This window comes from Blastococcus sp. SYSU DS0616, from assembly GCF_054051015.1.
In genome coordinates, this window is the sequence record NZ_JBJHAJ010000037.1 from 13387 (window position 1) to 35916 (window position 22530).

The 22530-nt window shown below is 74.1% G+C and carries 21 protein-coding genes, 2 tRNA genes and 1 other RNA gene; 14 read left to right on the plus strand and 10 right to left on the minus strand.

The window, feature by feature from the left end; all coding sequences use genetic code 11:
• Positions 1-78: 78 nt before the first annotated feature.
• The 6 genes from ACI79K_RS19470 to ACI79K_RS19495 form a co-directional block, all read right to left on the minus strand.
• The gene (locus ACI79K_RS19470; protein ID WP_456595743.1) at positions 79-1068 is read right to left on the minus strand and encodes a UDP-glucuronic acid decarboxylase family protein; all 990 of its coding nucleotides are present in this window, start codon (positions 1066-1068) and stop codon (positions 79-81) included.
• Positions 1069-1277: 209 nt separating this feature from the next.
• A complete protein-coding gene (locus ACI79K_RS19475) occupies positions 1278-2627 on the minus strand; it encodes an ABC transporter substrate-binding protein (protein ID WP_456591070.1) in 1350 nt (449 codons plus the stop codon).
• A gap of 89 nt (positions 2628-2716) precedes the next feature.
• Positions 2717-3910, minus strand: a complete 1194-nt coding sequence (locus ACI79K_RS19480; RefSeq protein ID WP_456591071.1) for a branched-chain amino acid ABC transporter permease — start codon at positions 3908-3910, stop codon at positions 2717-2719.
• Positions 3911-3912: 2 nt separating this feature from the next.
• Positions 3913-4797, minus strand: coding sequence for a branched-chain amino acid ABC transporter permease (locus ACI79K_RS19485; RefSeq protein ID WP_456591072.1), 885 nt, complete (start codon positions 4795-4797; stop codon positions 3913-3915).
• A gap of 36 nt (positions 4798-4833) precedes the next feature.
• The gene (locus ACI79K_RS19490; protein WP_456591073.1) at positions 4834-5598 is read right to left on the minus strand and encodes an ABC transporter ATP-binding protein; all 765 of its coding nucleotides are present in this window, start codon (positions 5596-5598) and stop codon (positions 4834-4836) included.
• Positions 5591-6460 (minus strand): ABC transporter ATP-binding protein, encoded by an 870-nt coding sequence (locus tag ACI79K_RS19495; protein WP_456591074.1) that lies wholly within the window; start codon positions 6458-6460, stop codon positions 5591-5593. The genes ACI79K_RS19490 and ACI79K_RS19495 overlap by 8 nt, the downstream gene beginning before the upstream one ends.
• 346 nt (positions 6461-6806) lie before the next feature.
• Between ACI79K_RS19495 and ACI79K_RS19500 the strand changes: the two genes are divergently transcribed.
• Complete coding sequence (locus tag ACI79K_RS19500) at positions 6807-8027, plus strand: PucR family transcriptional regulator (RefSeq protein WP_456600542.1); 1221 nt, start codon at positions 6807-6809, stop codon at positions 8025-8027.
• 90 nt (positions 8028-8117) lie between these two features.
• Here the strand turns inward: ACI79K_RS19500 and ACI79K_RS19505 are convergent, their stop codons facing one another.
• Both ACI79K_RS19505 and ACI79K_RS19510 read right to left on the minus strand, forming a co-directional pair.
• The gene (locus ACI79K_RS19505) at positions 8118-8351 is read right to left on the minus strand and encodes a DUF2630 family protein (RefSeq protein WP_456591076.1); all 234 of its coding nucleotides are present in this window, start codon (positions 8349-8351) and stop codon (positions 8118-8120) included.
• Between the two features lie 61 nt (positions 8352-8412).
• On the minus strand, positions 8413-9372 hold the full coding sequence (locus ACI79K_RS19510) for a prephenate dehydrogenase (RefSeq protein WP_456600543.1): 960 nt from the start codon (positions 9370-9372) through the stop codon (positions 8413-8415).
• Here ACI79K_RS19510 and ACI79K_RS19515 point away from each other — a divergent pair.
• The 7 genes from ACI79K_RS19515 (at position 9371) to ACI79K_RS19545 (ending at position 14282) form a co-directional block, all read left to right on the plus strand.
• Positions 9371-10084, plus strand: a complete 714-nt coding sequence (locus tag ACI79K_RS19515; RefSeq protein WP_456591078.1) for an O-methyltransferase — start codon at positions 9371-9373, stop codon at positions 10082-10084. The two genes, ACI79K_RS19510 and ACI79K_RS19515, sit on opposite strands and share 2 nt — an antisense overlap.
• Positions 10085-10095: 11 nt before the next feature.
• Complete coding sequence (locus ACI79K_RS19520; protein ID WP_456591079.1) at positions 10096-10584, plus strand: tRNA adenosine deaminase-associated protein; 489 nt, start codon at positions 10096-10098, stop codon at positions 10582-10584.
• Entirely contained in the window at positions 10581-11225 is a 645-nt protein-coding gene (locus tag ACI79K_RS19525; RefSeq protein WP_456600544.1) for an HAD-IA family hydrolase, read from the plus strand. Before ACI79K_RS19520 ends, ACI79K_RS19525 begins: the two co-directional genes overlap by 4 nt.
• A 100-nt stretch (positions 11226-11325) precedes the next feature.
• Positions 11326-11796, plus strand: coding sequence for a nucleoside deaminase (locus ACI79K_RS19530; RefSeq protein WP_456591081.1), 471 nt, complete (start codon positions 11326-11328; stop codon positions 11794-11796).
• A gap of 10 nt (positions 11797-11806) precedes the next feature.
• A tRNA-Ser gene (locus tag ACI79K_RS19535) sits at positions 11807-11894 on the plus strand.
• Between the two features lie 137 nt (positions 11895-12031).
• The gene (locus ACI79K_RS19540) at positions 12032-13558 is read left to right on the plus strand and encodes an ABC transporter permease (RefSeq protein ID WP_456600545.1); all 1527 of its coding nucleotides are present in this window, start codon (positions 12032-12034) and stop codon (positions 13556-13558) included.
• Positions 13559-13610: 52 nt separating this feature from the next.
• On the plus strand, positions 13611-14282 hold the full coding sequence (locus ACI79K_RS19545; protein WP_456591083.1) for an ABC transporter ATP-binding protein: 672 nt from the start codon (positions 13611-13613) through the stop codon (positions 14280-14282).
• A 43-nt stretch (positions 14283-14325) separates the two neighbouring features.
• Here the strand turns inward: ACI79K_RS19545 and ACI79K_RS19550 are convergent, their stop codons facing one another.
• Entirely contained in the window at positions 14326-15987 is a 1662-nt protein-coding gene (locus tag ACI79K_RS19550) for a serine/threonine-protein kinase (RefSeq protein ID WP_456600546.1), read from the minus strand.
• 20 nt (positions 15988-16007) lie between these two features.
• Entirely contained in the window at positions 16008-16355 is a 348-nt protein-coding gene (locus tag ACI79K_RS19555) for a hypothetical protein (protein ID WP_456591085.1), read from the minus strand.
• Between the two features lie 163 nt (positions 16356-16518).
• Here ACI79K_RS19555 and ACI79K_RS19560 point away from each other — a divergent pair.
• The 6 genes from ACI79K_RS19560 to ACI79K_RS19585 all read left to right on the plus strand — a co-directional run bounded on the left by ACI79K_RS19560 (position 16519) and on the right by ACI79K_RS19585 (position 22362).
• A tRNA-Ser gene (locus ACI79K_RS19560) sits at positions 16519-16603 on the plus strand.
• A gap of 88 nt (positions 16604-16691) precedes the next feature.
• An RNA gene (gene ffs / locus ACI79K_RS19565) (signal recognition particle sRNA small type) lies at positions 16692-16787 on the plus strand.
• 167 nt (positions 16788-16954) lie between these two features.
• On the plus strand, positions 16955-19330 hold the full coding sequence (locus tag ACI79K_RS19570) for a DNA polymerase III subunit gamma and tau (RefSeq protein ID WP_456591086.1): 2376 nt from the start codon (positions 16955-16957) through the stop codon (positions 19328-19330).
• 126 nt (positions 19331-19456) lie between these two features.
• A complete protein-coding gene (locus ACI79K_RS19575; protein WP_456591087.1) occupies positions 19457-19795 on the plus strand; it encodes a YbaB/EbfC family nucleoid-associated protein in 339 nt (112 codons plus the stop codon).
• A 42-nt stretch (positions 19796-19837) separates the two neighbouring features.
• Entirely contained in the window at positions 19838-20437 is a 600-nt protein-coding gene (gene recR / locus ACI79K_RS19580; RefSeq protein WP_456568695.1) for a recombination mediator RecR, read from the plus strand.
• A gap of 221 nt (positions 20438-20658) precedes the next feature.
• Positions 20659-22362, plus strand: coding sequence for an ABC transporter substrate-binding protein (locus tag ACI79K_RS19585; RefSeq protein ID WP_456600547.1), 1704 nt, complete (start codon positions 20659-20661; stop codon positions 22360-22362).
• The last annotated feature ends 168 nt before the right edge of the window (positions 22363-22530 follow it).

Consider the following 22530-nt stretch of genomic DNA (forward strand, 5'->3'; position numbering starts at 1 on the left):
CCTGAGCTCGCCTCTCCAGATTAGATGTGTCCCACGTCGCTCTGGGGTGACTCTCGTCGCACGTCCGATGACGGTGTGTCAGACCGCCTCGGCGGCGACGGCGTTCCGCTGGGCGGCGAACCAGTCGACGGTGCGCCGCAGCCCCTGCTCGGAGGTCACCTGCGGCCGCCAGCCCAGCAGCTGCTCGGCGCGGCTGGTGTCGGGGCGGCGGACCTTGGGGTCGTCGACGGGCAGGGGGATGTGGTCGATCGGGGAGTCCGAGCCGGTGAGCTGCACGATCCAGCGGGCCAGCGCCAGCATCGACAGCTCGTCGGGGTTGCCGATGTTCACCGGGCCCGGGTGCTCGGAGAACGCCAGCGCGAGGATGCCGGCGACGGTGTCGTCGACGTAGCAGATGGAGCGGGTCTGGGAGCCGTCGCCGGCCACGGTGAGCGGGCGGCCGTCCAGGGCCTGGTTGACGAAGGCGGGGATCGCCCGGCCGTCGTCGGCGCGCATCCGGGGCCCGTAGGTGTTGAAGATCCGCACGATGCCGGTGTCGGTGCCCTTCGACGTCCGGTAGGCGGTGGTCAGCGCCTCGCTGAACCGCTTGGCCTCGTCGTAGACCCCGCGGGGGCCGACCGGGTTGACGTTGCCCCAGTACTCCTCGGTCTGCGGGTGCTGCAGCGGGTCGCCGTAGACCTCGGAGGTGGAGGCCAGCACGTAGCGGGCGCCCTTGTCGTGGGCCAGGCCCAGGGTGTGCAGGGTGCCCAGGCTGCCGACCTTGAGGGTCTCGATCGGCATCTTCAGGTAGTCGATCGGGCTGGCCGGCGAGGCGAAGTGCAGTACCAGGTCCACCGGGCCGGGGACGTGCACGTAGTCGGTGACGTCGCAGCGGACCAGCCGGAACCCGGGGTGCTCCATCAGGTGTGCGACGTTCGCCGGGGAGCCGGTCAGGAAGTTGTCCAGGCAGACGACCTCCACCCCGCGCTCCAGGAGGTGCTCGCACAGGTGCGAGCCGAGGAACCCGGCACCGCCGGTGACCACCGCCCGCCGGATGGTGCGAGCCTCGCGTAGCCGTCCGTCCACCATGCCGCTGTCCTCCTGCGCTCTCGTCGGTGCGCGCGCCCGCGGGCACACCTGGCCGCGGACGTACCCGGAGATCAACTGCGCACACACTTCGAGTGCGAAGTGTTCTCGGCGGCGACGGCGCCGCCCGCGGCTCCGCGGCGGGGCCGGGACGCGGACGGGCCGCCGCCCTCCCGGAGGAGGACGGCGGCCCGCCGTGGGGCGAGGAGGTCCTAGTTCACGGCCTCTTCGTCCGGGATGGCGTTCGTCGGCGGGGTGGCCATCTCGCCGTCGTACTCCTCGATCGGCGCGTCACCGATGTCGGTCACCCGCACCGGCTGCACCTCCTCGGAGCCGTTGCCGACGATGCGCTCGATGGTCATGCCGCTGGTGCCCATGTGGCTGTCCTCGGAGTAGCGGAACGGCGCGAACACCGGGCCCTCCCAGTCACCGCCGGCCTGCTCGACCGCCTCGACCAGGCCCTCGCGGGTCGGGTTCTGGCCGGCCGCCTGCAGCGCCTGCGTCATCGTGTAGGCCTGCGCCATGCCGTAGATGCGGTAGTTGGTGAGCTCACCCTCGCCACCGCACTCGTCCCAGATCCGCTGGAACTCCTGCACCCAGGGGTTGTCGGTCATGTCCACGGTCGGCAGGTAGCCGGTGGTGAGCGCGCCGTCGAGCAGGGCGGCGTCGGACACCTGGCCCTCGCTGAAGCGGTTCAGCAGGCCGCCGACCAGCGTCGGGTCCGAACCCACGTTGGAGTAGAACCACTGCGGGTCGTAGCCGAGCTGCAGCGCGGTCAGCTGCGAGAGCGCGGTGTAGCTGGGCACGTTGAAGCCGACGACGAAGTCGGCCCCGGCCGCCTGCAGCGCCGCGATCTGCGGGCCGACGTTGGTGTTGCCCGGCGTGTACCGCTCGGCCGCGACGATCTGGTCGTCGATGTACTGGCGGATGCCGGCCTCGCCGTCCTCGCCGAAGTCGTCGTCCTGGAGGAACAGGCCGACCTGCGCGTCGGGGAAGTTCTCGGCGATGTACTCGCCGATGATCTTGCCCTCGCTCATGTAGTCGGTCTGCCACCCGAACGACATCGGGTAGGTCTCCGGGTCGTCACCCCACATCAGCGAGCCCGAGGAGACGAACAGGTCGGGGACGCCCTCGTCGTTGAGGAAGTCCACGACCGCGCTGTGGGTGGGCGTGCCCAGACCGCTCATCATCGCGAAGATCTCGTCCTCCAGGACGAGCTCGTTCACGACCTGGCTGGTCTGGGTCGGGTTGTAGGCGTCGTCGCGGAAGATCCAGTCGATCTCCCGGCCGTAGACGCCGCCCTCCTCGTTGAGGCAGTTGAAGTAGGCGTCGACACCGGTCGGGATCTCGCTGTAGCCGGGGGCGGCCACACCGGTCAGCGGGTAGTGCGAGCCGATCTTGATCGAGGTCTCGGTGACGCCGGTGTCGGAGGCCTCGTTCTCGCCTCCACCACCGCCGCCGGTGCCGCCACCGCTGTCATCGCTGCCGCCGCAGGCGGCGAGGGTGGAGACGACGGTCGCCGCGGCGATCGCCGTCATGAGACGTCGGGAGGATCTGGACAACAGTTCTCCTCTGGTGCGGCCCGGGCGTCGGTGCCCGGGAGTCTGGGTGGTGCGGAAGGGTCTGGTGGAGCGGTCGGAAGGGGTCGTGCTCACCCCCTGCTGGCGCCGTCGGCGTTGGCCTGGGCCATCGCCCGCTTGGCCTTGCGGGTCATCCAGCGGAGGCGGATGGTGCCCACGAACCCGGCCGGGACGAAGATCATCACGACGATGAGCACGACGCCGTAGACGAACGGCGCCAGCTGGGCCGCCTCGGTCTGGCTCAGGCCGAGGTCCCCGCCGAGGTTGGTGACGAACGGCGGCAGGAAGACCAGCAGGGCGGACCCGAGCAGGGCGCCGAGCAGGCTGCCCAGACCGCCGATCACGATCGCGGTGAGCAGCGCCAGCGACAGCACGATCGTGAAGCCGCTCGGCGCGGCGAGGCGGACCACGATGGCCAGCACGCCGCCGGCGAGCCCGGCCGCCGCGGCGCTGACGACGAACGCCAGCACCCGCCAGGCGCCGAGGTTGATGCCGGCCAGCTCCGCGGCCACCTCCTGGTCGCGCACCGCCCGCCAGGTGCGCCCGATGCGGCTGCGCATCAGGTTGGCGAGGAAGAAGTACGTGATCAGCAGGCAGATCGCGCCGACGTAGGCCAGCCACTTGGTGCTCGAGGCCGAGTTGCCCGACACCGTGCTGATGAAGCTGTCGAACCAGTCCGGCGCCTGCGGGGCGCGGACCCGCATGCCCTGCTCGCCACCGAAGATGTCGTGGAAATAGATCGCCAGCCCGGGGAGCCCGACCGCCAGCGCCAGCGTCGCGCCGGCCAGGTACGGGCCGTGCAGCCGGGCCGCGGCCACCCCGACGAGCGCGCCGATCGCCGTGGCCACCACGACGGCGACCAGCAGGATCAGCGGCAGCGGGAGCGGCTCGTCGGCGTCGAGGAACAGCGCCGTGGTGTAGGCGCCGGCGGCCATGAGCGCGCCGTGCCCGAGCGAGATCTGGCCGTTGATGCCGGTGAGCACGGTCAGCCCGCCCGCGGCGATCGCGTAGTAGGTGAGCGTGGCCAGCTGCGAGTTGCGGTAGGGGCTGGTCATCTCCAGCAGCAGGACCGCGAGCACCGCCGCGCCGAGCAGCACGAGCAGGTGGCGCAGCAGCGTGGACTGCGGCAGGAAGGAGCGGCCGGTCTTCGCCGGGGCCGAGGGCGTGTCCCCGCCGGCGGTGGCCTCGACGGGCGCCTCCTCGGTGGCTTTGCCCGCCTTGCCGGGCGTGCCGCTCGTGGACGTGGAGCTCTGCAGGTCGCTCATCGTCATGCCCTCCGAGCCGTGCTGCTGCTGAACAGGCCACCAGGTCGCACGAGGAGGACGACGATGAGGATGACCAGGGCGGAGATGTTGACCAGCGCGCTGCCGCGGGGGGCGTAGCCGCTCACGTAGCTGAGCGCCAGGCCGAGGATCAGCCCGCCGACGATCGCGCCGACCGGGGAGTCGAGCCCGCCGATGATCGCGGCGACGAAGCCGAAGACGATCAGGGCGTCCATGTAGGCCGGCCAGACGAACGTGCCGCCGGCGATGAGCAGCCCGGAGAGCGAGCCGACGACCGCGGCCAGGCCCCACCCGAGGGTGAGCATGCCGCCCACCTTGACGCCGAGGAGGCGGGCGACCTCCTGGCTGAACGCCGAGGCGCGCATGGCCAGGCCGATGCGGGTGAAGCGGAAGAGGGCCACCAGCAGGCCCATGACCACCAGGACCGAGCTGATGACGTAGATGCTGGTGGGGGTCAGCGGGATGGTCGAGTCACCGATCTCCAGGCCGCGCACGCCGAACGGCGTGGGGAACGACTGGAACGACGAGCCGAAGATGATCGCGATCGCCGCCTGGATCGCGACGAAGAGGCCGAGGGTCACGATCACCGCGTTCAGCTCCGGGCCACCCTCGACGGGACGGATGATCACCCGCTCGACGATCGCGCCGAGCACGAAGCCGGAGGCGAGGGCGACGATCAGGGCGACCCAGTAGGACTGGCCGGCCTGGATCAGGGCCAGGGCGATGAAGGTCGTGGCGGCGGCCATCGAGCCCTGGGCGAAGTTGACGATGCGGGTCGAGCGCCAGATGAGCACCAGGGCGAGGGCGAAGGCCGCGTAGATCATGCCCTGGGTCAACCCGGTGAGGGTCACGTTCACGAACTGCTGCACGAAGTGTGCCTTCCTTGACCGGAGGGGGCGGGCGGGTCAGAAGCCGAGGTAGGCGTGCCGGAGGTCCTCGTCGGCCATCAGCGTGCGGGCGTCGTCGGTGACGACGACCTTGCCGAGGTTGAGGACGACGCCGACGTCGGCGACCGACAGGGCGCTGCGAGCGTTCTGCTCGACGAGCAGCACCGAGAGCCCTTCGGAGTCGACCAGCTGGCGGAGCAGCCCGAAGATCTGGGCGACGATCCGCGGGGCCAGGCCCAGGGAGGGCTCGTCGAGCAGCAGGACGCGGGGCTTGGCCAGCAGCGCGCGGCCGATGACCAGCATCTGCCGCTCACCGCCGGAGAGCGTGTGGGCGGCGTTGTTCTTGCGCTCGGCGATGCGGGGGAACAGGTCGTAGACCCGGTCGAACTCCTCCTTGCCGACCTTGCCGCGGAACAGCGCACCGACGCGCAGGTTCTCGTCGACGGTGAGCTCGGAGATGACGCCGCGGCCCTCGGGGACGTGCGCCATCCCCTTGGCGACCATCGACTCGACCGGGGCCTTGGTGATGTCCTCGCCGTCGAGGACGACCCGGCCGGAGACGGGACGGACCAGACCGCTGATGGTGCGCAGCAGGGTCGTCTTGCCGGCGCCGTTGGCGCCGAGGACGGCGGTGATCCGCCCGGTCTCGGCGGCGAGGGAGACGCCGTCGAGGGCCCGGACCGGCCCGTACGCCGAGGTGAGCCCCTCGACCTCGAGCAGGCGCGTGGCGGTGCCGGTGCCGCCGGTGGCCGACAGTGCGGTGCTGCCGTGGGTCTCAGGCATGGGGGCGTCCTCCGTCGGCGTGGTGGAGCTCGGCGGCGTCGTGCTCGGCGTCCACGGCGTCCCCGAGGTAGGCCTCGGTGACGGCGGGGTCGGCCTGCACCTCGGCCGGGGTGCCGGCGGCGATCTGCTTGCCGGAGTCGAGCACGGTGATCCGGTCGCAGACGCGCATGACGAGGTCCATGTGGTGCTCGACGAGGAGCACGCTCATCCGGCCGACGACCGAGCGGATGAGGTCGCCCAGCTCGTGCATCTCGTCCTCGGAGAGGCCGCTGGCGGGCTCGTCGAGCAGCAGCAGGTCGGGCTCGGCGACCAGCGCCCGGGCCAGGGCGACCCGCTTCTGCACCGGGTAGGGGAGCGAGCCGGGGTAGCGGCCGGCGTACTCGACGGCGTTGAGCTCGGCCAGCGCCCGCAGGGCCCGCTCGCGCAGCTGCCGCTCGTCCTTGTCCGACATCGGCAGGGCCAGCAGGGCCGAGAAGAACCCGGCACCGGCGTGGCGGTGGGCCCCGACCATCACGTTCTCCAGCACCGTCATGCCGGGGAACAGGCCCACGCCCTGCAGGGTGCGGGCGATGCCCAGGGAGGTCAGCTTGCTCGGCTTGAGCCGGCGCATCTCCTCACCGCGCCAGACGATCCGGCCCGACGTCGGGCGGACCAGGCCGCAGGCGACGTTGAACAACGTCGTCTTGCCGGCGCCGTTGGGGCCGATGAGGCCGTGCACCTGGCCCGGCTCCACGGTCACGGAGACGTCGGTCAGGGCGAGCACGCCGCCGAAGGCGACGTTGATCCCGGTCATCTCGAGCCGGGCGGTGGGCGTCGTGTCCTGTGTTCGCTGGCTGCCAAGCGGCTGCGCCAAGGGGCCCACTGCTCCTTCGCATCGGTGAGGCACCACCCGGCTGTGGGTGGTGGCGGTCAGGTCGCGAGTACGTCCCGCTGAGACTGCCCGGCCGTGTCACCCGTCACAATGGGCGCACCGCACAGCGATCACAAGAGCGTGTTGTGCTGTGTGTCGACCTGTTGCCAGGTCGATACCGGGGCGCCATCGGCGGCCCGTGCGGCCTCGTCGAGGGCGGCCGATCCCGGCCTCGATTGGGTCACGACTCGGTTGCGCACCACACCTCGGCGCGTGTCGCCCTTCACAATGGGCGCAGCGCACATCCGCGGGCCTGTCGTGTTGTGCTGTCAGCGGTGCGTCCGGAGGAGGTGAGCGCGTGCAGCCCTTTCGCCCCGAGGTGGCGACGAGGCTCGCCGAGCTGACGCCGCGGCTGATGGAGCAGCTGGACGCGATGACCGACCGGATGGTCGACGTGCTGGTCCGCACCGAGCCCGCCTACCGCGAGCTGGTGGCGGAGTCCGAGCAGGACCTGCGCTCCTCGACGCGGTCGAACCTGGAGGGCGGGCTGCGGTCGCTGATGGCCGCGGCGTCGGGCACCGGCACCCCGCACCTGGCGTCGGCCCGGGCCGTGGGGCGCCGGCGGGCCGCCCAGGGGATCCCCCTGGAGGCGGTGCTCCGGGCCTACCGCCTCGGCGGGCAGGTGACGTGGGAGGCGCTGCTGGCGGTCTCCCGTGACGGGAGCGGGCAGCACGACACCCTCCTGCTCGAGGTCGCCGGGTCGGTGTGGCGCACCAACGACGCCGAGTGCGGCGCGCTGGCCGAGGGCTACCGCGAGGAGCAGCGGCGCCTGGAGGGTGTGGACGAGTCGGCCCGCCAGCAGGCGCTCGACGGGCTGCTGGACGGCCGCGGCAGCGACCCGGCGTTCGTGCGTGGCGCCGCCGAGATGCTGACCGTGCCGCTGGACGGGCGGCTCATGGCGGTCGTGGCGCTGCCGGGGCCCGACGGCGAGCCGGCGCTGCGCTCTCCCGGCGACACGCTGCTCAAGCGTGGGGTGCGCTCGGTCTGGGGCCTGCGCGGCGACGCGCAGGTGGGGCTCGTCGCGCTGGGCACCACCCGCCCCGGTGACCTGCTCGCCCTGCTGCGGGGGACCGCGCACGGCCCCGTCGGGGTGTCCGACGTGGTGGAGGGGGCGGCGGCGGTCGGGGCGGCCTACCGCCTGGCCGAGACGGCCGTGCGGACCCTGCCGGCCGGGTCGAGCCGTGTGGTCAGCATCGACGACCGGCTGCCCGAGGCGCTGCTGAGCAACTCGCCCGAGATCAGGTCGCGGCTCGTGGGCCAGTCCCTCGGCGGGCTGCTGGAGCTGCCCGAGGACGAGCGCGCCGTGCTGCTGGACACGCTGGCGGCCTTCCTCGCCACCGACGGGTCACCCACGCGGGCTGCGGACGCCCTCTACTGCCACCGGAACACGGTCATGCACCGGCTGCGGCGCATCGAGTCGGTGACCGGCCGCAAGGTGACCGACCCCCGGTCCCGGCTGCTCTGGCAGCTGGCGCTGCTGGGCACCGAGCACGGGGAACCGGCCCGCCGCTCCGCTTAGGGACGGGAGCCGCCTGCTCGACCGGTCACCCCGTGGCCTCGTCCAGAGGCTCACCGCGAGCCTGCGAGCGGTGAGGAGGACGAGGTCCTCTTACTGGAGGTAGCTCTCGACCTGCGGCTCCGGGCGGGGCTGGGCCTCGTCGGGGTCCTCGTCGTACTGCCGCTTGGCGCGGCGCTGCCGCAGCAGGTCCCAGCACTGGTCGAGGTCGGCCTCGAGCTTGCTCATGCGGGCCCGGGTGTCGTCGGTGTGCTCGCTGCTCTCGCGCAGCGCGTGCTCCTCGTCCACCAGGGCGTGGATGCGCTTCAAGATGTCCTGCTCGTCCATGCCCGGATCCGTGCCCGGGGACGCGGTCGCGAAACCGTGGCACCCGTGTCCCCGTGCGCGGTCAGCCCTCGCCGGGCACCCAGCCCTCCACGAAGGCGGCCAGCCGGCGGTGCACCGCCCCGCCCGCGCGGCCGAGGGCGAGCAGCGCGGCCCGGTCCAGCGGCACGCGCACCGTGCGCCGGCCGCTCGTCCGGGTGGCGACGGCGTGCCCCGCGGCCACCAGCTCGGGCCAGGGGCGGGACAGCTGCTCCCGGACGCGCTCCAGCGCCGCTGCCGTGGGCCCGGCGTTGCCCTCGACCATCGCCGTCACGAAGCCCGGGTCGCTGCCGATCACCCGGGTGCCGTCGCGGAAGCTGCCGGCGGCGAGGGCCAGGGCGAGGGGACCGGCGCCGGCCGCCGCGGTGGCGAGGGCCGCGGCGAGCAGGTGCGGGACGTGGCTGATCGCGGCCACGGCGTCGTCGTGCTCGGCGGCGGTGACCGGCACGACCTCCGCGCCGACCGCGAGCGCCACCTCGGCCACCCGCAGCCACCGCGGCAGCTCGGTGCCCGGCTCCAGGCAGAGCGCCCAGCGGGCCCCGGCGAACAGCTCCGGGTCGGTGGCCCCGTGCCCCGACCGCTCCGTGCCGCACATCGGGTGCCCGCCCACGAAGCGCCGGCCCAGGGCGGGTCCCAGTGCGTCGAGCACCGGTACCTTCACCGAGCCGAGGTCGGTCACCGTGGCGTCGGGGTCGACCGCCAGCCCGTCCAGCGCGCTCGCCATCGCCGGCAGCGGCACGGCGAGGACGACCACGCCGGAGAGCTCCCGCGTGATGCGGACGCCACGCGCGGCGGCGGCGTCCCGCGCGGCGGGGTCGACGTCCCAGCCGGACACGGGTCGGCCGGCGGCGACGAGCGCGGCGGCCAGCGAGCCGCCCAGCTGGCCCAGGCCGACGACGCCGACCGGGGGAGCGGGCATGGTCGGGACCGGGAACGACGGTGCCCCGCCGACGGGGGTGGCCCCGGGGCGGGCGGTATCGGCCATGATCAGAGGCTATGACGCCGACCCACCCGCTCCGTCGTCCCTGCACGCCATGACGCCCCGGTCGTTCCTGCTCACCCCCGAGCTGGCGGACTACGTGCGCGCCTCCTCCGACCCGGTGGACGAGGTGATGGCCGGCCTGATCCGGGAGACCGCGGAGATGGCCGAGCGCGGCGAGGCCCCGGCCACCATGCAGATCGCCCCCGAGCAGGGCGTGCTCATGCGGCTGCTCACCGCTGCGCTCGGCGTCCGGACGGCGATCGAGATCGGCACCTTCACCGGGTTCTCCGCGCTCTGCATCGCCCAGGGGCTGCCGGCGGACGGCTCCCTGCTGTGCCTGGACCGCAGCGAGGAGTGGACGGCGGTGGCGCGGCGGCACTGGGCGCGGGCCGGGGTCGCGGACCGGATCGAGCTGCGCCTCGGCGATGCCCTGGCGACGCTGCGCGCGCTGCCGGCCGCGGAGACCTTCGACCTGGCGTTCGTCGATGCCGACAAGACCGGCTACGCCGCCTACGTCGAGGAGCTGCACCCGAGGATGACGCGCAACGGGGTGGTGCTCCTGGACAACACGCTGCGCGATGGGCGGGTGCTGGACCCGCAGGACGAGTCCGACCACGCGCTCGCCGAGCTCAACGCCGCGCTGGCCGCCGACCCCCGGTGGGAGACGGCGCTGCTGCCGCTCGCCGACGGCCTGACCGTGCTGCGGAAGCGATGAGCGAGGGCGCCGTGGCGGGACCGCCGAGCTACGCGGTCCGGGTATCCCGCGTCGCCTCCCGGTGGGAGGTGGAGCTGCTCGCGGCCGACGCCGGTGACGAGCTGCCGGTGCTGGAGCGCGCGCTCGGCGAGCCGGGCACCGGGGGGTGGCCGCCGCCGTTCGTGCTGGTCGTCGACTCCCGGCTGTACTTCGTCGCGCTGCGGCACGGCCCCGGCGGCATGGTGCGGGCGCTGATCTCCGACGCCACGATGCTGGAGTGGGTGCTCGCCGCCGAGGTGGTGGAGCGCTACGGCATCGGCGTCGACACCGACGGCGCCTTCGACGACGACGAGACCGGCTGGCCCGGCGGCGACCTGGACCTGTTCGCCGACGACGGGCTGCCCGCCGAGGAGCTGCGACCGATCGTGACCGCCGACGACCTGTGGGCCGACGAGATGGTGGAGCGGATCGCCACCCGGTTGGGGTTCGCCGACGAGCTGGCCGCGGCGGTGCGGTCGTGACGGTGTCCGCGGTCGTCTTCGACCTGGGTGGGGTGCTCACCGAGAGCCCGATGGTCGCCTTCGCCGCCTACGAGCGGGAGGCGGGCCTGCCCGAGGGGCTGATCCGGCAGCTCAACTCGACCGACCCCGACACCAACGCCTGGGCGCGGTTCGAGCGCAACGAGCTGGACGTCGCCGGGTTCTGCGCCGCCTTCGAGGCCGAGGCCGCGGCACTCGGCCACCGGATCGAGGCGGCGCGGGTGCTCGCGGCGCTGCAGGGGGAGCTCCGCCCGGCGATGGTCACCGCGGTGCGCCGGCTGCGCGCGGCGGGGCTGCCGCTGGCGCTGCTGTCGAACAACGTCGCGCCGATGGAGCGCACCGGTCGGCTGGGCGACCTGCTCGGGCTGTTCGACGCGATCGTGGAGTCCTCGGTCGAGGGCGTGCGCAAGCCCGAGCCGGAGATCTACCGGCGGGCGCTCGACCGGCTGTCGGAGGCGGTGGGGCGCCGCATCGAGGCCACCGACTGCGCCTACCTGGACGATCTGGGCATCAACCTCAAGCCGGCCCGGGCCCTGGGCTTCTCGACCATCAAGGTGGTCGACCCCGACGCCGCGCTGGCCGAGCTGTCGCGGCTCGTGGGCTTCCCGCTGGAGGAGGCGTGACGGCGATCCGGCCACGGCCACAGGTGTTCCCGCGAAGCTTGTGCCCTGCCCACCCCTGTGGGCAGGGCACGAGCTTCGCGGATCCTCCCGCGGAGCGTCCGTGACCGGGCCGGAACCCTTCGACGCCGCGATGGGCCGGGCGCTGGAGCTGGCGGCCGCTGCCGAGAGCTGGGGGGACACGCCGATCGGCGCCGTCGTCCTCGGGCCGGACGGGGCGGTGCTCGCCGAGGCGGCGAACGAGCGGGAGAAGCTCGGCGACCCCACCGCACACGCGGAGGTGCTGGCCCTGCGCGCCGCGGCGCGGGTGCACGGCGACGGCTGGCGGCTCTCGGGCTGCACCCTGGTGGTCACGCTGGAGCCGTGCACGATGTGCGCCGGGGCCAGCGTGCTGTCGCGGGTGGACCGGGTCGTCTACGGCGCGGAGGACCCGAAGGCGGGCGCCGCGGGGTCGCTGTGGGACGTCGTCCGCGACCGCCGGCTCAACCACCGGCCCGAGGTCACCGGCGGCGTGCGGGCGCAGGAGTGCGGCGCGCTGCTACGCGCCTTCTTCCGCCGTCAGCGGGGCCTGTAGTCTCTTCGGCGGTGGCGTGTCCGAGCGGCCGAAGGAGCACGCCTCGAAAGCGTGTGAGGTGCAAGCCTCCGTGGGTTCAAATCCCACCGCCACCGCCAGCTGACGACGGCGGCGCCCCGCTGGGCGCCGCCGTCGTGCTGTGTGAGCCACCTCCCACCGCTCCCAGGGAACTGGCAGCCGGGCCACAGGGCTCCTGATCGTTCCGCCTCCACTCTGTCGAAGCCGCCATTGCGGCATGCAACCTTTCGACACCGCGGAGCGACGAATGTTCTTCACCTACCTGCGGCGCGAGCTGCGCCAGCGCCGCCGGCAGTCCCTGCTCGTCGCGCTCGGGCTCGGCCTGGCGATCGCGCTGGTCATCACCGTCACCTCGGTGACCGCAGGTGTGGGCGACGCGCAGGACGAGGTCCTGGAGTCCGTCTACGGCGTCGGCACCGACATCACCGTGAGCACGCCGCCCCAGCGCCCCGACGCAGCCGCCGGAGGCGGCGGGACGGCGGGTGGTCCGCCCACCTTCCAGTTCGACCAGGAGGGCACGGAGGCCGCCGGCGGTCGCCGCTCGTTCGACCAGGACCAACTGCGGACCTCCGGCGCCACGATGGACGCCGCCGCGGTCGAGAGCGTGGCCGGCATCGACGGGGTGAGCGCCGTCGCGGGGACGCTGAGCATGACCAGCACCAGCTTCACGGGGGAGATCCCCGACTTCGGCAGCGGGCAGATGCCCGCCCCCGGCAGCCCGGACGACGGCTCGGCGACCGATCCGGGCAGCGGTGGTTCCTTCAGCGTCACGAGCATCGACATCGAGGGCGTCGACCTCACCGCCGAGGCCGTCGGCCCGCTGAGCTCCACGACGCTGGACGAGGGCCGCGCGCTCACCGAGTCCGACGCCGGTGCCCAGGTCGCCCTCGTGGACGCCACCTACGCGGCGGAGAACGACGTCGCCGTCGACGGGACGGTCACCCTCGGGGGGACCGACTTCACCGTGGTGGGCATCGTCTCCTCCGCCTCGGCGTCGGCCACCACGGCGGCCGACGTCTTCGTGCCCCTGGACACTCTGCAGACGCTCGCCGAGCAGAGCGGTCAGCTGTCGACCCTGTACGTGCAGGCCGCGTCCGCCGACGTGATCGACGAGGTGCAGACCGCGATCGAGACCACCCTCCCCGACGCCACCGTCAGCACCGCCGACGACCTGGCCGGCGAGGTGTCCGGCTCGCTGTCCAGCGCCTCGGAGCTCGCTCGCACGCTCGGCACCTGGCTGGCCGCCCTGGTCCTGCTCGCGGCCTTCGTGCTCGCGGTCCTCTTCACGCTCTCCGGCGTGAGCCGACGGGTCCGTGAGTTCGGCACGCTCAAGGCGCTGGGCTGGCGCAGCCGCCGCGTCGTCGGCCAGGTGATGGGGGAGTCGCTCGCCCAGGGACTGCTCGGCGGCGCCGTCGGTCTGGCGCTCGGCCTCGGCGCGGTCCTGGTGATCAACCTGGTCGCGCCGGAGCTCTCGGCCACGGTGGCCTCCTCCGGTGCCGGTGCCGGTGCCGGTGCCGGTGCCGGTGCCGGCGCGGGTGGCCGCCCGGGCGGCTTCGGCGGTCCTGGGCGCGAGGCGGCGGACGCCGCCTCGGCGGTCGCGGTGACTCTCTCCGCCCCGGTCACGGTGACCACCGTGCTCCTGGCCGTGGCGATCGCCGTCCTCGGTGGGCTGCTGGCGGGCGCGGTCGGTGGCTGGCGTGCCTCGCGCATGCGCCCGGCGGAGGCGTTGCGCAGTGTCGCCTGAGCCCGCTGCCCCGACCCTGCTCCTTCCCACTCCGCCGGACCCGGAGGTCCCGATGTACGTCCTGAGCCAGACCGCGAAGCGCTACACCACGAAGAACGGCACCGTCGACGCCCTGCGCGACGTCGATCTCGCGATCGGCGCCGGTGAGATGGTCGCCGTCCAGGGGCCGACGGGCGGGGGCAAGTCCACCCTCCTGCAGCTGCTGGGGGCGCTGGACCGGCCGACGTCCGGGTCGATCACCCTCGACGGGCAGGAGCTCTCGGCCCTGGACGAGGGCGGGCTCACCGCGCTGCGCGCACGCACCATCGGGTTCGTCTTCCAGGGCTTCAACCTGGTGCCGACGCTCACCGCGCAGCAGAACGTCGAGACCGGTCTCGTTCCGCTCGGCGTGCCCGCCCAGGAGCGGGCCGAGCGGGCGGCCAGGGCGCTGGCCGACGTCGGGCTGGACGACCGCGCCGGCCACCTGCCCTCGGAGCTCTCCGGCGGCCAGCAGCAGCGGGTCGCGCTCGCCCGGGCGTTGGCGAAGGAGCCGCGGGTGCTGCTCGCGGACGAGCCCACGGGCAACCTCGACGAGCAGACCCGGGACGAGATCATGGAGCTGATCGAGCACCACTGGCGGGAGCGCGGGCTGACCGTGGTGATCGTCACGCACGACTCGACGGTCGCCAAGCGGGCCCAGCGCCGGATCTGGATCAAGAAGGGCGCGGTGAGCGAGCGGACCTGACCCCCGCCGGGGCCGGGGCGGGCCGGGCCGACCCCGAGGGGGGTCAGAGCGGGACGTCGGAGTCGAGCACCAGCCGGCCGTCGTCGCCGACGGCGAAGGTGAGCCGGTGGCGCTCCCGGACGCGTTCGCCGTCCGGGTAGCGGAACTCGAAGTCGGCGATCGCGGTGGTCCCGTCCTCCTGCACCTCGACGTCCCTCACCCGCACGTCGCGGAAATCGTCCCAGAAGTCCTGGTAGCCCTGGTAGCTGATGCTGTTCCGCAGCGTGGGGCCGGTCCGCTCCCAGGCGGCCGCCGGATCGGTGATGACCAACCGGTGGTACTCCCGCACGAAGTCGCGGACGTTCCGCTCGGACAGCGGATCGTCCCGGGGCCGGTCCTCGTCGTCGTCCTCGTCCTCGTCGTCCTCGTCGTCCTCGTCGGGGGGTGGGGAGGGCTGCGTCGGCTGCGTCGGCTCGGTCGTGGCCGTCGGCGACGGCTGCTCGCTGGTGGTCGCCGGTGCCGGTGAGGACGTCGTCGCGCCGCTCGCCGAGCCGGCCGGGTCCTCGTCGCCCGCCGTGGCGAGCCACACCCCGAGGCCACCGAACAGCACCGCGGCGAGGAGGCCGGCGGCCAGCCACGCCCCCCGCCGGCGGCGCCGGGGCGGTGCAGCCGTGGCGCCCGGTCGGTCGGTGGACGGGGGTGGGGCGGGTGTGCGTGCGGCCGCGGGGACGGGTGTGGGTGTGCGCGCAGCGGCGTCCGCGGCCGCCGCGCCGAACGCCGCCGTGCCGAACGCCCCCGCCGGGAAGACCGCCGTCCCGGCCGGGCCGGAGGACGGGCGCAGATCGGTCGGTGCGCGCAGCACCGTGGTCGGGTCGCCGTCGCGCCCGCCGGCAAGCGCGGCCAGCTCGTCGCGCACCTCGGTCATGGTCGGGCGGTCGGCCGGATCGGCGGCGAGCATCCGCTGCAGCGGCGCGGTCAGCGCACCGGCGCGGCGCGGGGGGCGGACCTGGCCACCGGCGACCCGGTGCAGCATGGCGAGCGCGTTCTCCTCCATGCCGAACGGCGGCACGCCCTCCAGGCAGGTGTAGAGCGTGGCGCCGAGGGAGAAGACGTCGCTGGCCTCGGTCATCTCCTTGCCCTGGGCCACCTCGGGCGCCAGGAAGGCGGGCGTCCCGGTGATCTGCCCCGTTCGGGTGAGCATGACGTCGTCGCGGGCGTGCGAGATGCCGAAATCGGTGATCTTGACCAGCCCGGCGACGCGGTCCCCCCGGCCGATGAGCACGTTGGCGGGCTTCACGTCCCGGTGCACGATGCCGGCCGCGTGGGTGGCGGCCAGGGCGTCGGCGACCTGGGCGCCGATCTGCGCCACCTGGTCCTCGCGCAGCACCCCCTCCTCGATGAGGACCGCGGCCAGGCTGCGCGAGGGCAGGTACTCCATCACCAGCCACGGCACGCCGTCCTCGAGGACGACGTCGTAGACGGAGATGGCGTGCGGATGGGTCAACCGTGCGGCGATCCGCCCCTCGCGCAGAGCCCGCTGGCGCTGGTCGTCGATCTGCCGCTCGCCGGCGCCCAGGGGGAAGACCACCTGCTTGACCGCGACCTGCCGGCCCAGCAGTTCATCGCGGGCCAGCCACACGGTGCCCATCGCGCCGCCGCCGATCTGCGCCTCCAGGCGGTAGCGCCCGGCGACGAGGCGGCCGGGCGCGGTGCCGGGTGGGGTCATCGGTGGCGGGGCGCGCCCGGTCAGACCGTGGAGGGCACGCCGTACCGGCGTGCGTACTCCTCCTGCGCGCCCACGGGCAGGACGTCGTACAGCTCGCCCAGCTCCGTGTGCACGTCGGCGTCGAGGTCGTCGAAGATGCGCTGCCAGGTGGGCGGCTCGTCGTAGCTGCGGGTGAGCAGCAGCTCCCACGCCTGTGCCTGGCGGTCGCGCTTGCTCCGCTCGGCGGCGAACTCCGACAGGTAGCGGTCCTTCGCCGCCGTCTTCTCCGCCGCGGTGGCGCCGGCCGGCAGCGCCGCGGCGTCGCCGCCCTTGAGCACACCGACGATCGTCTCGACGACGTCCGGCCGGATCTCGTCGTGCTCGCCCATGTCCCGCGCCCTCCTCCTGTGCAGCCCGCAGGTGCGGGCCCTTCCCCGCCGACCACCCGGTCAACCGCTCTCCGGTGAGGATGCCGCACGCCGCCCCCGGGGGCCTCCCCGCGGTGTCCCGGCGAGCCGCCCGACGGCGCCCGGTACCATCGACGCCGTACCTGGAGGATTCGCCTAGTGGCCTATGGCGCTCGCTTGGAAAGCGGGTTGGGGGCAACCCCTCGGGAGTTCGAATCTCCCATCCTCCGCAGCAGGAACAGGCCCCGGTGTCCGCACCGGGGCCTGTCGCGTTCGGGGCGCGCGGCGGTGGCCGGCGACCGGTCCTCTACAGTGGTGGACGACCCCTCGCGTGGCGTCATCCTGTGAACCTCCCCAGGGCCGGAAGGCAGCAAGGATAAGCAGGCTCTGGCGGGTGCGCGGGGGGTCCTTCGCTGTGCCGCCGGCGGCCCCCGGACCGCACCGCGGCCAGGTGCCCGCCCCCTGGTGCGCGCAGCCGCTGCCCATGTCCCGGTCGGGAGCCCTCCGCGTCCCGCGACCGGTCCACGGCCGTGGCCACCGGCGTGCGCCGCCGTGTCGGGGCCGGCACGTAACCTCGCCCCGTGGCTCTGGCGCTCTACCGCAAGTACCGCCCGGCGACCTTCGCCGAGGTGGTCGGGCAGGAGCACGTCACCGCGCCCCTGGTGAACGCGGTCGACGGCGGCCGGATCAACCACGCGTACCTGTTCAGCGGCCCGCGCGGGTGCGGCAAGACGTCGTCGGCGCGGATCCTGGCCCGCTCGCTCAACTGCGAGCAGGGGCCGACGTCCACGCCGTGCGGCGTGTGCGCCTCGTGCGTGGCGCTGGCGCCCGACGGGCCGGGCTCGCTGGACGTCATCGAGATCGACGCGGCCAGCCACGGTGGCGTCGACGACGCCCGCGACCTGCGCGAGCGGGCGTTCTTCGCGCCGGTGAGCAGCCGCTACAAGGTGTACATCGTCGACGAGGCGCACATGGTGACCACGCAGGGCTTCAACGCCCTGCTCAAGGTGGTCGAGGAGCCGCCGGAGTTCCTGGTCTTCGTCTTCGCGACGACGGAGCCGGAGAAGGTGCTGCCGACCATCCGGTCGCGCACCCACCACTACCCGTTCCGGCTGGTGCCGCCGACGACGCTGCGCACCCTGCTGGAGAAGACCTGCCAGGCCGAGGGCGTCACCGTCGAACCCACCGTCTTCCCGCTGGTGGTGCGGGCCGGCGGCGGCTCGGTCCGTGACTCGCTGTCGATCCTCGACCAGCTGCTGGCCGGGGCCGGGCCCGAGGGCGTCACCTACAAGGGCGCGGTCGGGCTGCTCGGCGTCACCGACGACGCGCTGCTCGACGAGACCATCGACGCGCTCGCCGCGCACGACGCCCCGGGGGTCTTCCGGGCCGTCGACCGGGTGGTCGAGGCCGGGCACGACCCCCGCCGCTTCGCCACCGACCTGCTCGACCGGCTGCGCGACCTGATCGTGCTCGACGCCGTGCCCGAGGCCGGGGGCAACGGGCTGCTCGACTGCCCGCCCGACCGGCTCGACCTGATGAACCAGCAGGCCCAGGCGCTGGGCTCGGCGACGCTGTCGCGGATGGCCGACACCGTCCACGAGGGTCTCACCGAGATGCGGGGGACGACGGCGCCGCGGCTGCTGCTGGAACTGGTCTGCGCGCGGATGCTGCTCCCGGCCACCGACGGATCGGCCGCCGCGACGCTGCAGCGCCTGGAGCGGCTCGAGCGCCGGATGTCCATCGCCGGCGAGCACGCCGGGCGGCCGAGGGAGGAGACCGGCTCCCGCGAGGGCGCGCCGGTCGAGGCGGCACCGGCCCCCGAGCCGGACCGGGCCGCCCCGTCCGGCCCGCGACGGGAGTTCGTCCGCAGGTCGCAGGCGCCGGCCGAGCCGGCCGCCCCGGCGCGGCCGGAGGTCCGGGCGGCGCCGCCCGCTGCCGAGCAGCGGCCCGCGCCGGCCGCTCCCGCGCCGGCCGCGCAGCCGACCGCTCCCGCGCCGGCTGCGCAGCCGGCCGCTCCGGCACCGGCTGCGCAGCCGGCCGCTCCGGCAGCGGCCGCCCGGCCGACCCCTGCCGCACCGGCCGCGGACGGCTGGCCCGAGACCGCGCGACCGGGTGGGGGCGCCCGTCCGGCGGCTGCCGACGACTGGCCGGAGACCGCCCAGCCGGGTAGCCGTCCCCGCACCGCGCCGTCCGCGGCTCCGCCGTCCACGCCCCCGCCGTCCGCACCTCCGGCCGGCGGGGACCCCGCCCGTCGCCCGCGGGTGACGGCGGAGGAACCGGACATCCCGCTGCCGCCGGAGCCCACCGACGACGAGGACTGGCCGCACCCGGCCCAGCCCGGCGCCGTCCGGGCCGCGGCCGCCCGGGTGGAGCAGCCGCGTCCGCCGGCGTCCCCGCCGCGGGCCGCCGCCGAGTCCGCGCCCGCCCCCCGGGGCGGGGAGCCGACGCCGGTCGTGTCGGCCAACCCCGAGGAGCCGGCCGGCGACGGGGAGCTGACCACCACCGACGTCCGCCGGGTGTGGCCGGAGCTGCGCGCCGTGGTGAAGAAGCACAAGCGCACCACCGAGGCGCTGCTGCAGAGCGCCCAGGTGCACCAGCTCGCCAACGGCGTCCTCACGCTCTCGACCGCCTCGCCGGCCCTGGCCCGGCGGCTCGGCGACGACCTGAACAAGGACGTGGTGCGCGACGCGCTCAACGAGCTGCTCGGCGTCCGCTGGCGGGTGGACGTCGTCGTGGAGGGCGCCGGCCCCGCCGCCGGCGGGCCCCCCGTGGCGCCGGCGGCGGCCCGCGAGGCGGCACGGGCGGCGGAGGTGGCCGAGGCGCGGGAGCTCATGGCCGAGCGGGCGGCGGAGAGCTCCGCCGGCGGCGACCGCGAGCCCGAGCCCGTCGTCGACCAGGAGCAGGCGGCCCTGCAGCTGCTCCGCGCCCAGCTGGGCGCCCGACCGGTCGACAGCTGAGGAAGGCCCCCCTGCCCCGCCTCGCAGGCTCGCGACGGGTTCCGGCAGGGGGTCGACCAGCTCCTCGACGCAGGCGGCACGGGCGGCGCGCCGTCCCCTGTCGCAGGCGCGGCCTACTCTCATGGCATGTTCCCCGGAGGCCAGCAGCCCGACCTGTCGCAGCTCATGAAGCAGGCGCAGCAGATGCAGCAGCAGCTCGCCGCCGCCCAGCAGGAGCTGGCGGCCACCGAGGTCACCGGCACCGCCGGCGGCGGCCTGGTCTCGGCGACGATGACCGGCGACGGCGACCTCACCGCGGTCACCATCGCGCCGGACGCCGTCGACCCCGACGACCTGGAGACCCTGCAGGACCTCGTCGTCGCGGCCGTCCGCGACGCCAAGCGCGCCGCCGACGAGCTGACCGCCAGCCGCATGGGGCCGCTGGCCGGCGGCCTGGGCGGCGGCATGGGGCTGCCCGGCCTCTGATCGGGCGCGCCCGCCCGATCCACTTCGCAGCAGAGGAGCACCGTGTACGAGGGTGCCGTCCAGGACCTGATCGACGAGCTCGGTCGCCTGCCCGGCGTCGGGCCCAAGAGCGCCCAGCGCATCGCCTTCCACCTGCTGTCGTCCGAGTCGGCCGACGTCAGCCGCCTGGTGGCCGCCCTGACCCGGGTGCAGGAGTCCGTCCGCTTCTGCGTGACCTGCTACAACGTCGCCGAGGCGGAGCAGTGCCGCATCTGCCGCGACCCGCGCCGGTCCGACGACGTCCTGTGCGTGGTCGAGGAGCCCAAGGACGTCGTCGCGATCGAGCGCACCCGCGAGTTCCGCGGCCGGTACCACGTGCTCGGCGGGGCGATCAGCCCGATCGACGGCGTCGGCCCGGACGACCTGCGGGTCAAGGAGCTCATGACGCGGCTGATGGACGGCGCGGTCACGGAGCTGATCATCGCCACCGACCCGAACCTCGAGGGCGAGGCGACCGCGGCCTACCTGGCGCGGCTGGTCGGCCCGATGGGGCTCGCCGTGTCGCGGCTGGCCAGCGGCCTGCCGGTGGGCGGTGACCTCGAGTACGCCGACGAGGTGACCCTCGGCCGGGCCTTCGAGGGACGCCGCCGCATCGACGCCTGAGGCCGGCGCCTGGGCCGGGCGACGGGCGGGCAGCCGGCGGGGGACCGGCGGGTGAACGGCGGGAAAAGTCACGAGATGGTGTCGATGGGCGTCCGAGCCGCGCCGCCACGGACCCCGGCGTCCTAGGGTCGGGCTCCGCCTGGTGGACGTCCTGCACGTCCTCGGCTGCCCCGTCCGGAGCTCGTCCGGCCCGAGAGGGCCGAGAAGGCAGGTCTTCCGCGATGTCCCGTCGCTCCACCCGTGCGCTCGCCGCGTCAGCGGCAGCCCTCACGGCAGTCACGTTGTCGGCCTGCGCGTCCAGCGACCGGGAGGGCGGTGGAGGCGAGGGCAGCGGCGAGGAGCAGTCCGGCGGCACGCTCGTCTTCGGGGCCGCCGGCGACCCGGCGATGTTCGACCCCGCCTTCGCCAGCGACGGCGAGACCTTCCGCATCGCCCGCCAGATCCACGAGGGGCTGCTCACCAACGAGCCCGGCACGACCGAGCTCGTGCCGGCGCTCGCCGAGGACTGGGAGGTCAGCGAGGACGGCCTCGAGTACACCTTCAACCTGCGCGAGGACGTCCAGTTCCACGACGGGACGGACTTCAACGCCGAGGCGGTGTGCTTCAACTTCGACCGCTGGCACAACTTCGGGGGCCTGGCCCAGAGCCCGAGCGCCACGTACTACTACCAGGCGGTGTTCGGCGGCTTCGCCGACAGCGACAACCCCGGCATCTACGAGGGCTGCGAGGCGGTCGACGAGAACACCGCCGTCATCTCGTTCAACCAGGTGACCAGCAAGATCCCCGCCGCGCTCTCGCTGCCCGCCTTCTCCATCCAGAGCCCGACGGCCCTGCAGGAGTACGACGCCGACAACCTGTCCGGCAGCGAGGACGCGATCAGCTACACCGAGTACGCCCTCGAGCACCCGACCGGCACCGGCCCCTTCCGGTTCGAGAACTGGGACCGCGGCAACGGTGAGGTCACCATCGTCCGCAACGAGGACTACTGGGGCGAGCCGGCCCTGCTCGACCGGATCATCTTCCGCACCATCCCGGAGGGGAACACCCGCCGGCAGGAGCTGGAGTCCGGTGCGATCGACGGCTACGACTTCGTGGCCCCGGCGGACTACCAGCGCCTCGAGGACGCCGGCTTCCAGGTGCTGGTGCGCGATCCGTTCAACATCCTGTACCTCGGCATCAACCACGGGAACGTCGAGGGCACCCAGGCGAACCCGGCCCTGCAGGACATCCGGGTCCGCCAGGCGCTTGCCCACGCCATCGACCGCCAGACGATCGTGAACTCGCTGCTCCCCGAGGGCGCCGAGGTGGCCACGAACTTCATGCCGCCGACGGTCGACGGCTGGGCCGAGGACGTGCCGACCTACGAGTACGACCCCGAGCGGGCGCGCCAGCTGCTCGAGGAGGCCGGCGCCGTCGGCACGACGCTGCGGTTCTACTACCCGACCGACGTCAGCCGGCCGTACCTGCCGGACCCGGCGGCGATGTTCCAGGTCATCAGCGAGGACCTGCAGGAGGTCGGCTTCCAGGTGCAGCCCACCGCCCTCCAGTGGAACCCGGACTACCTGCAGGCGGTGCAGACCGGCCAGGCCGACGTCCACCTGCTCGGCTGGACCGGTGACTACAACGACGCCTACAACTTCATCGGCACCTTCTTCGCCGAGGACCAGAACAACCAGGCGTCCGCGGAGTTCGGCGCGTTCAGCGCTCCGGAGATCTTCGCCGCGCTGGCCGAGGCCGACTCCGAGCCCGACCCGGCGAACCGGACGGAGCTGTACCAGGAGGCCAACCGGCTGATCAAGGAGTTCCTGCCGGCGGTGCCGATCTCGCACTCGCCCCCGGCGCTCGTCGTCGCCGACGACGTCCAGGGCCTCGAGCCCAGCCCGCTGACGGCCGAGGACTTCTCGACGGTGTCGATCGACGACTGAGGAAGGACCCCCTCGCCCCCACCGCGCGCAGGGGGGGGGGGGGGGGGGGGGGGGGGGGGGGGGGGGGGGGGGGGGGGGGGGGGGGGGGGGGGGGGGGGGGGGGGGGGGGGGGGGGGGGGGGGGTTGGGGGCGGGTGGTGGGGGGGGGGGGGGGGGGGGGGCGCCCCCC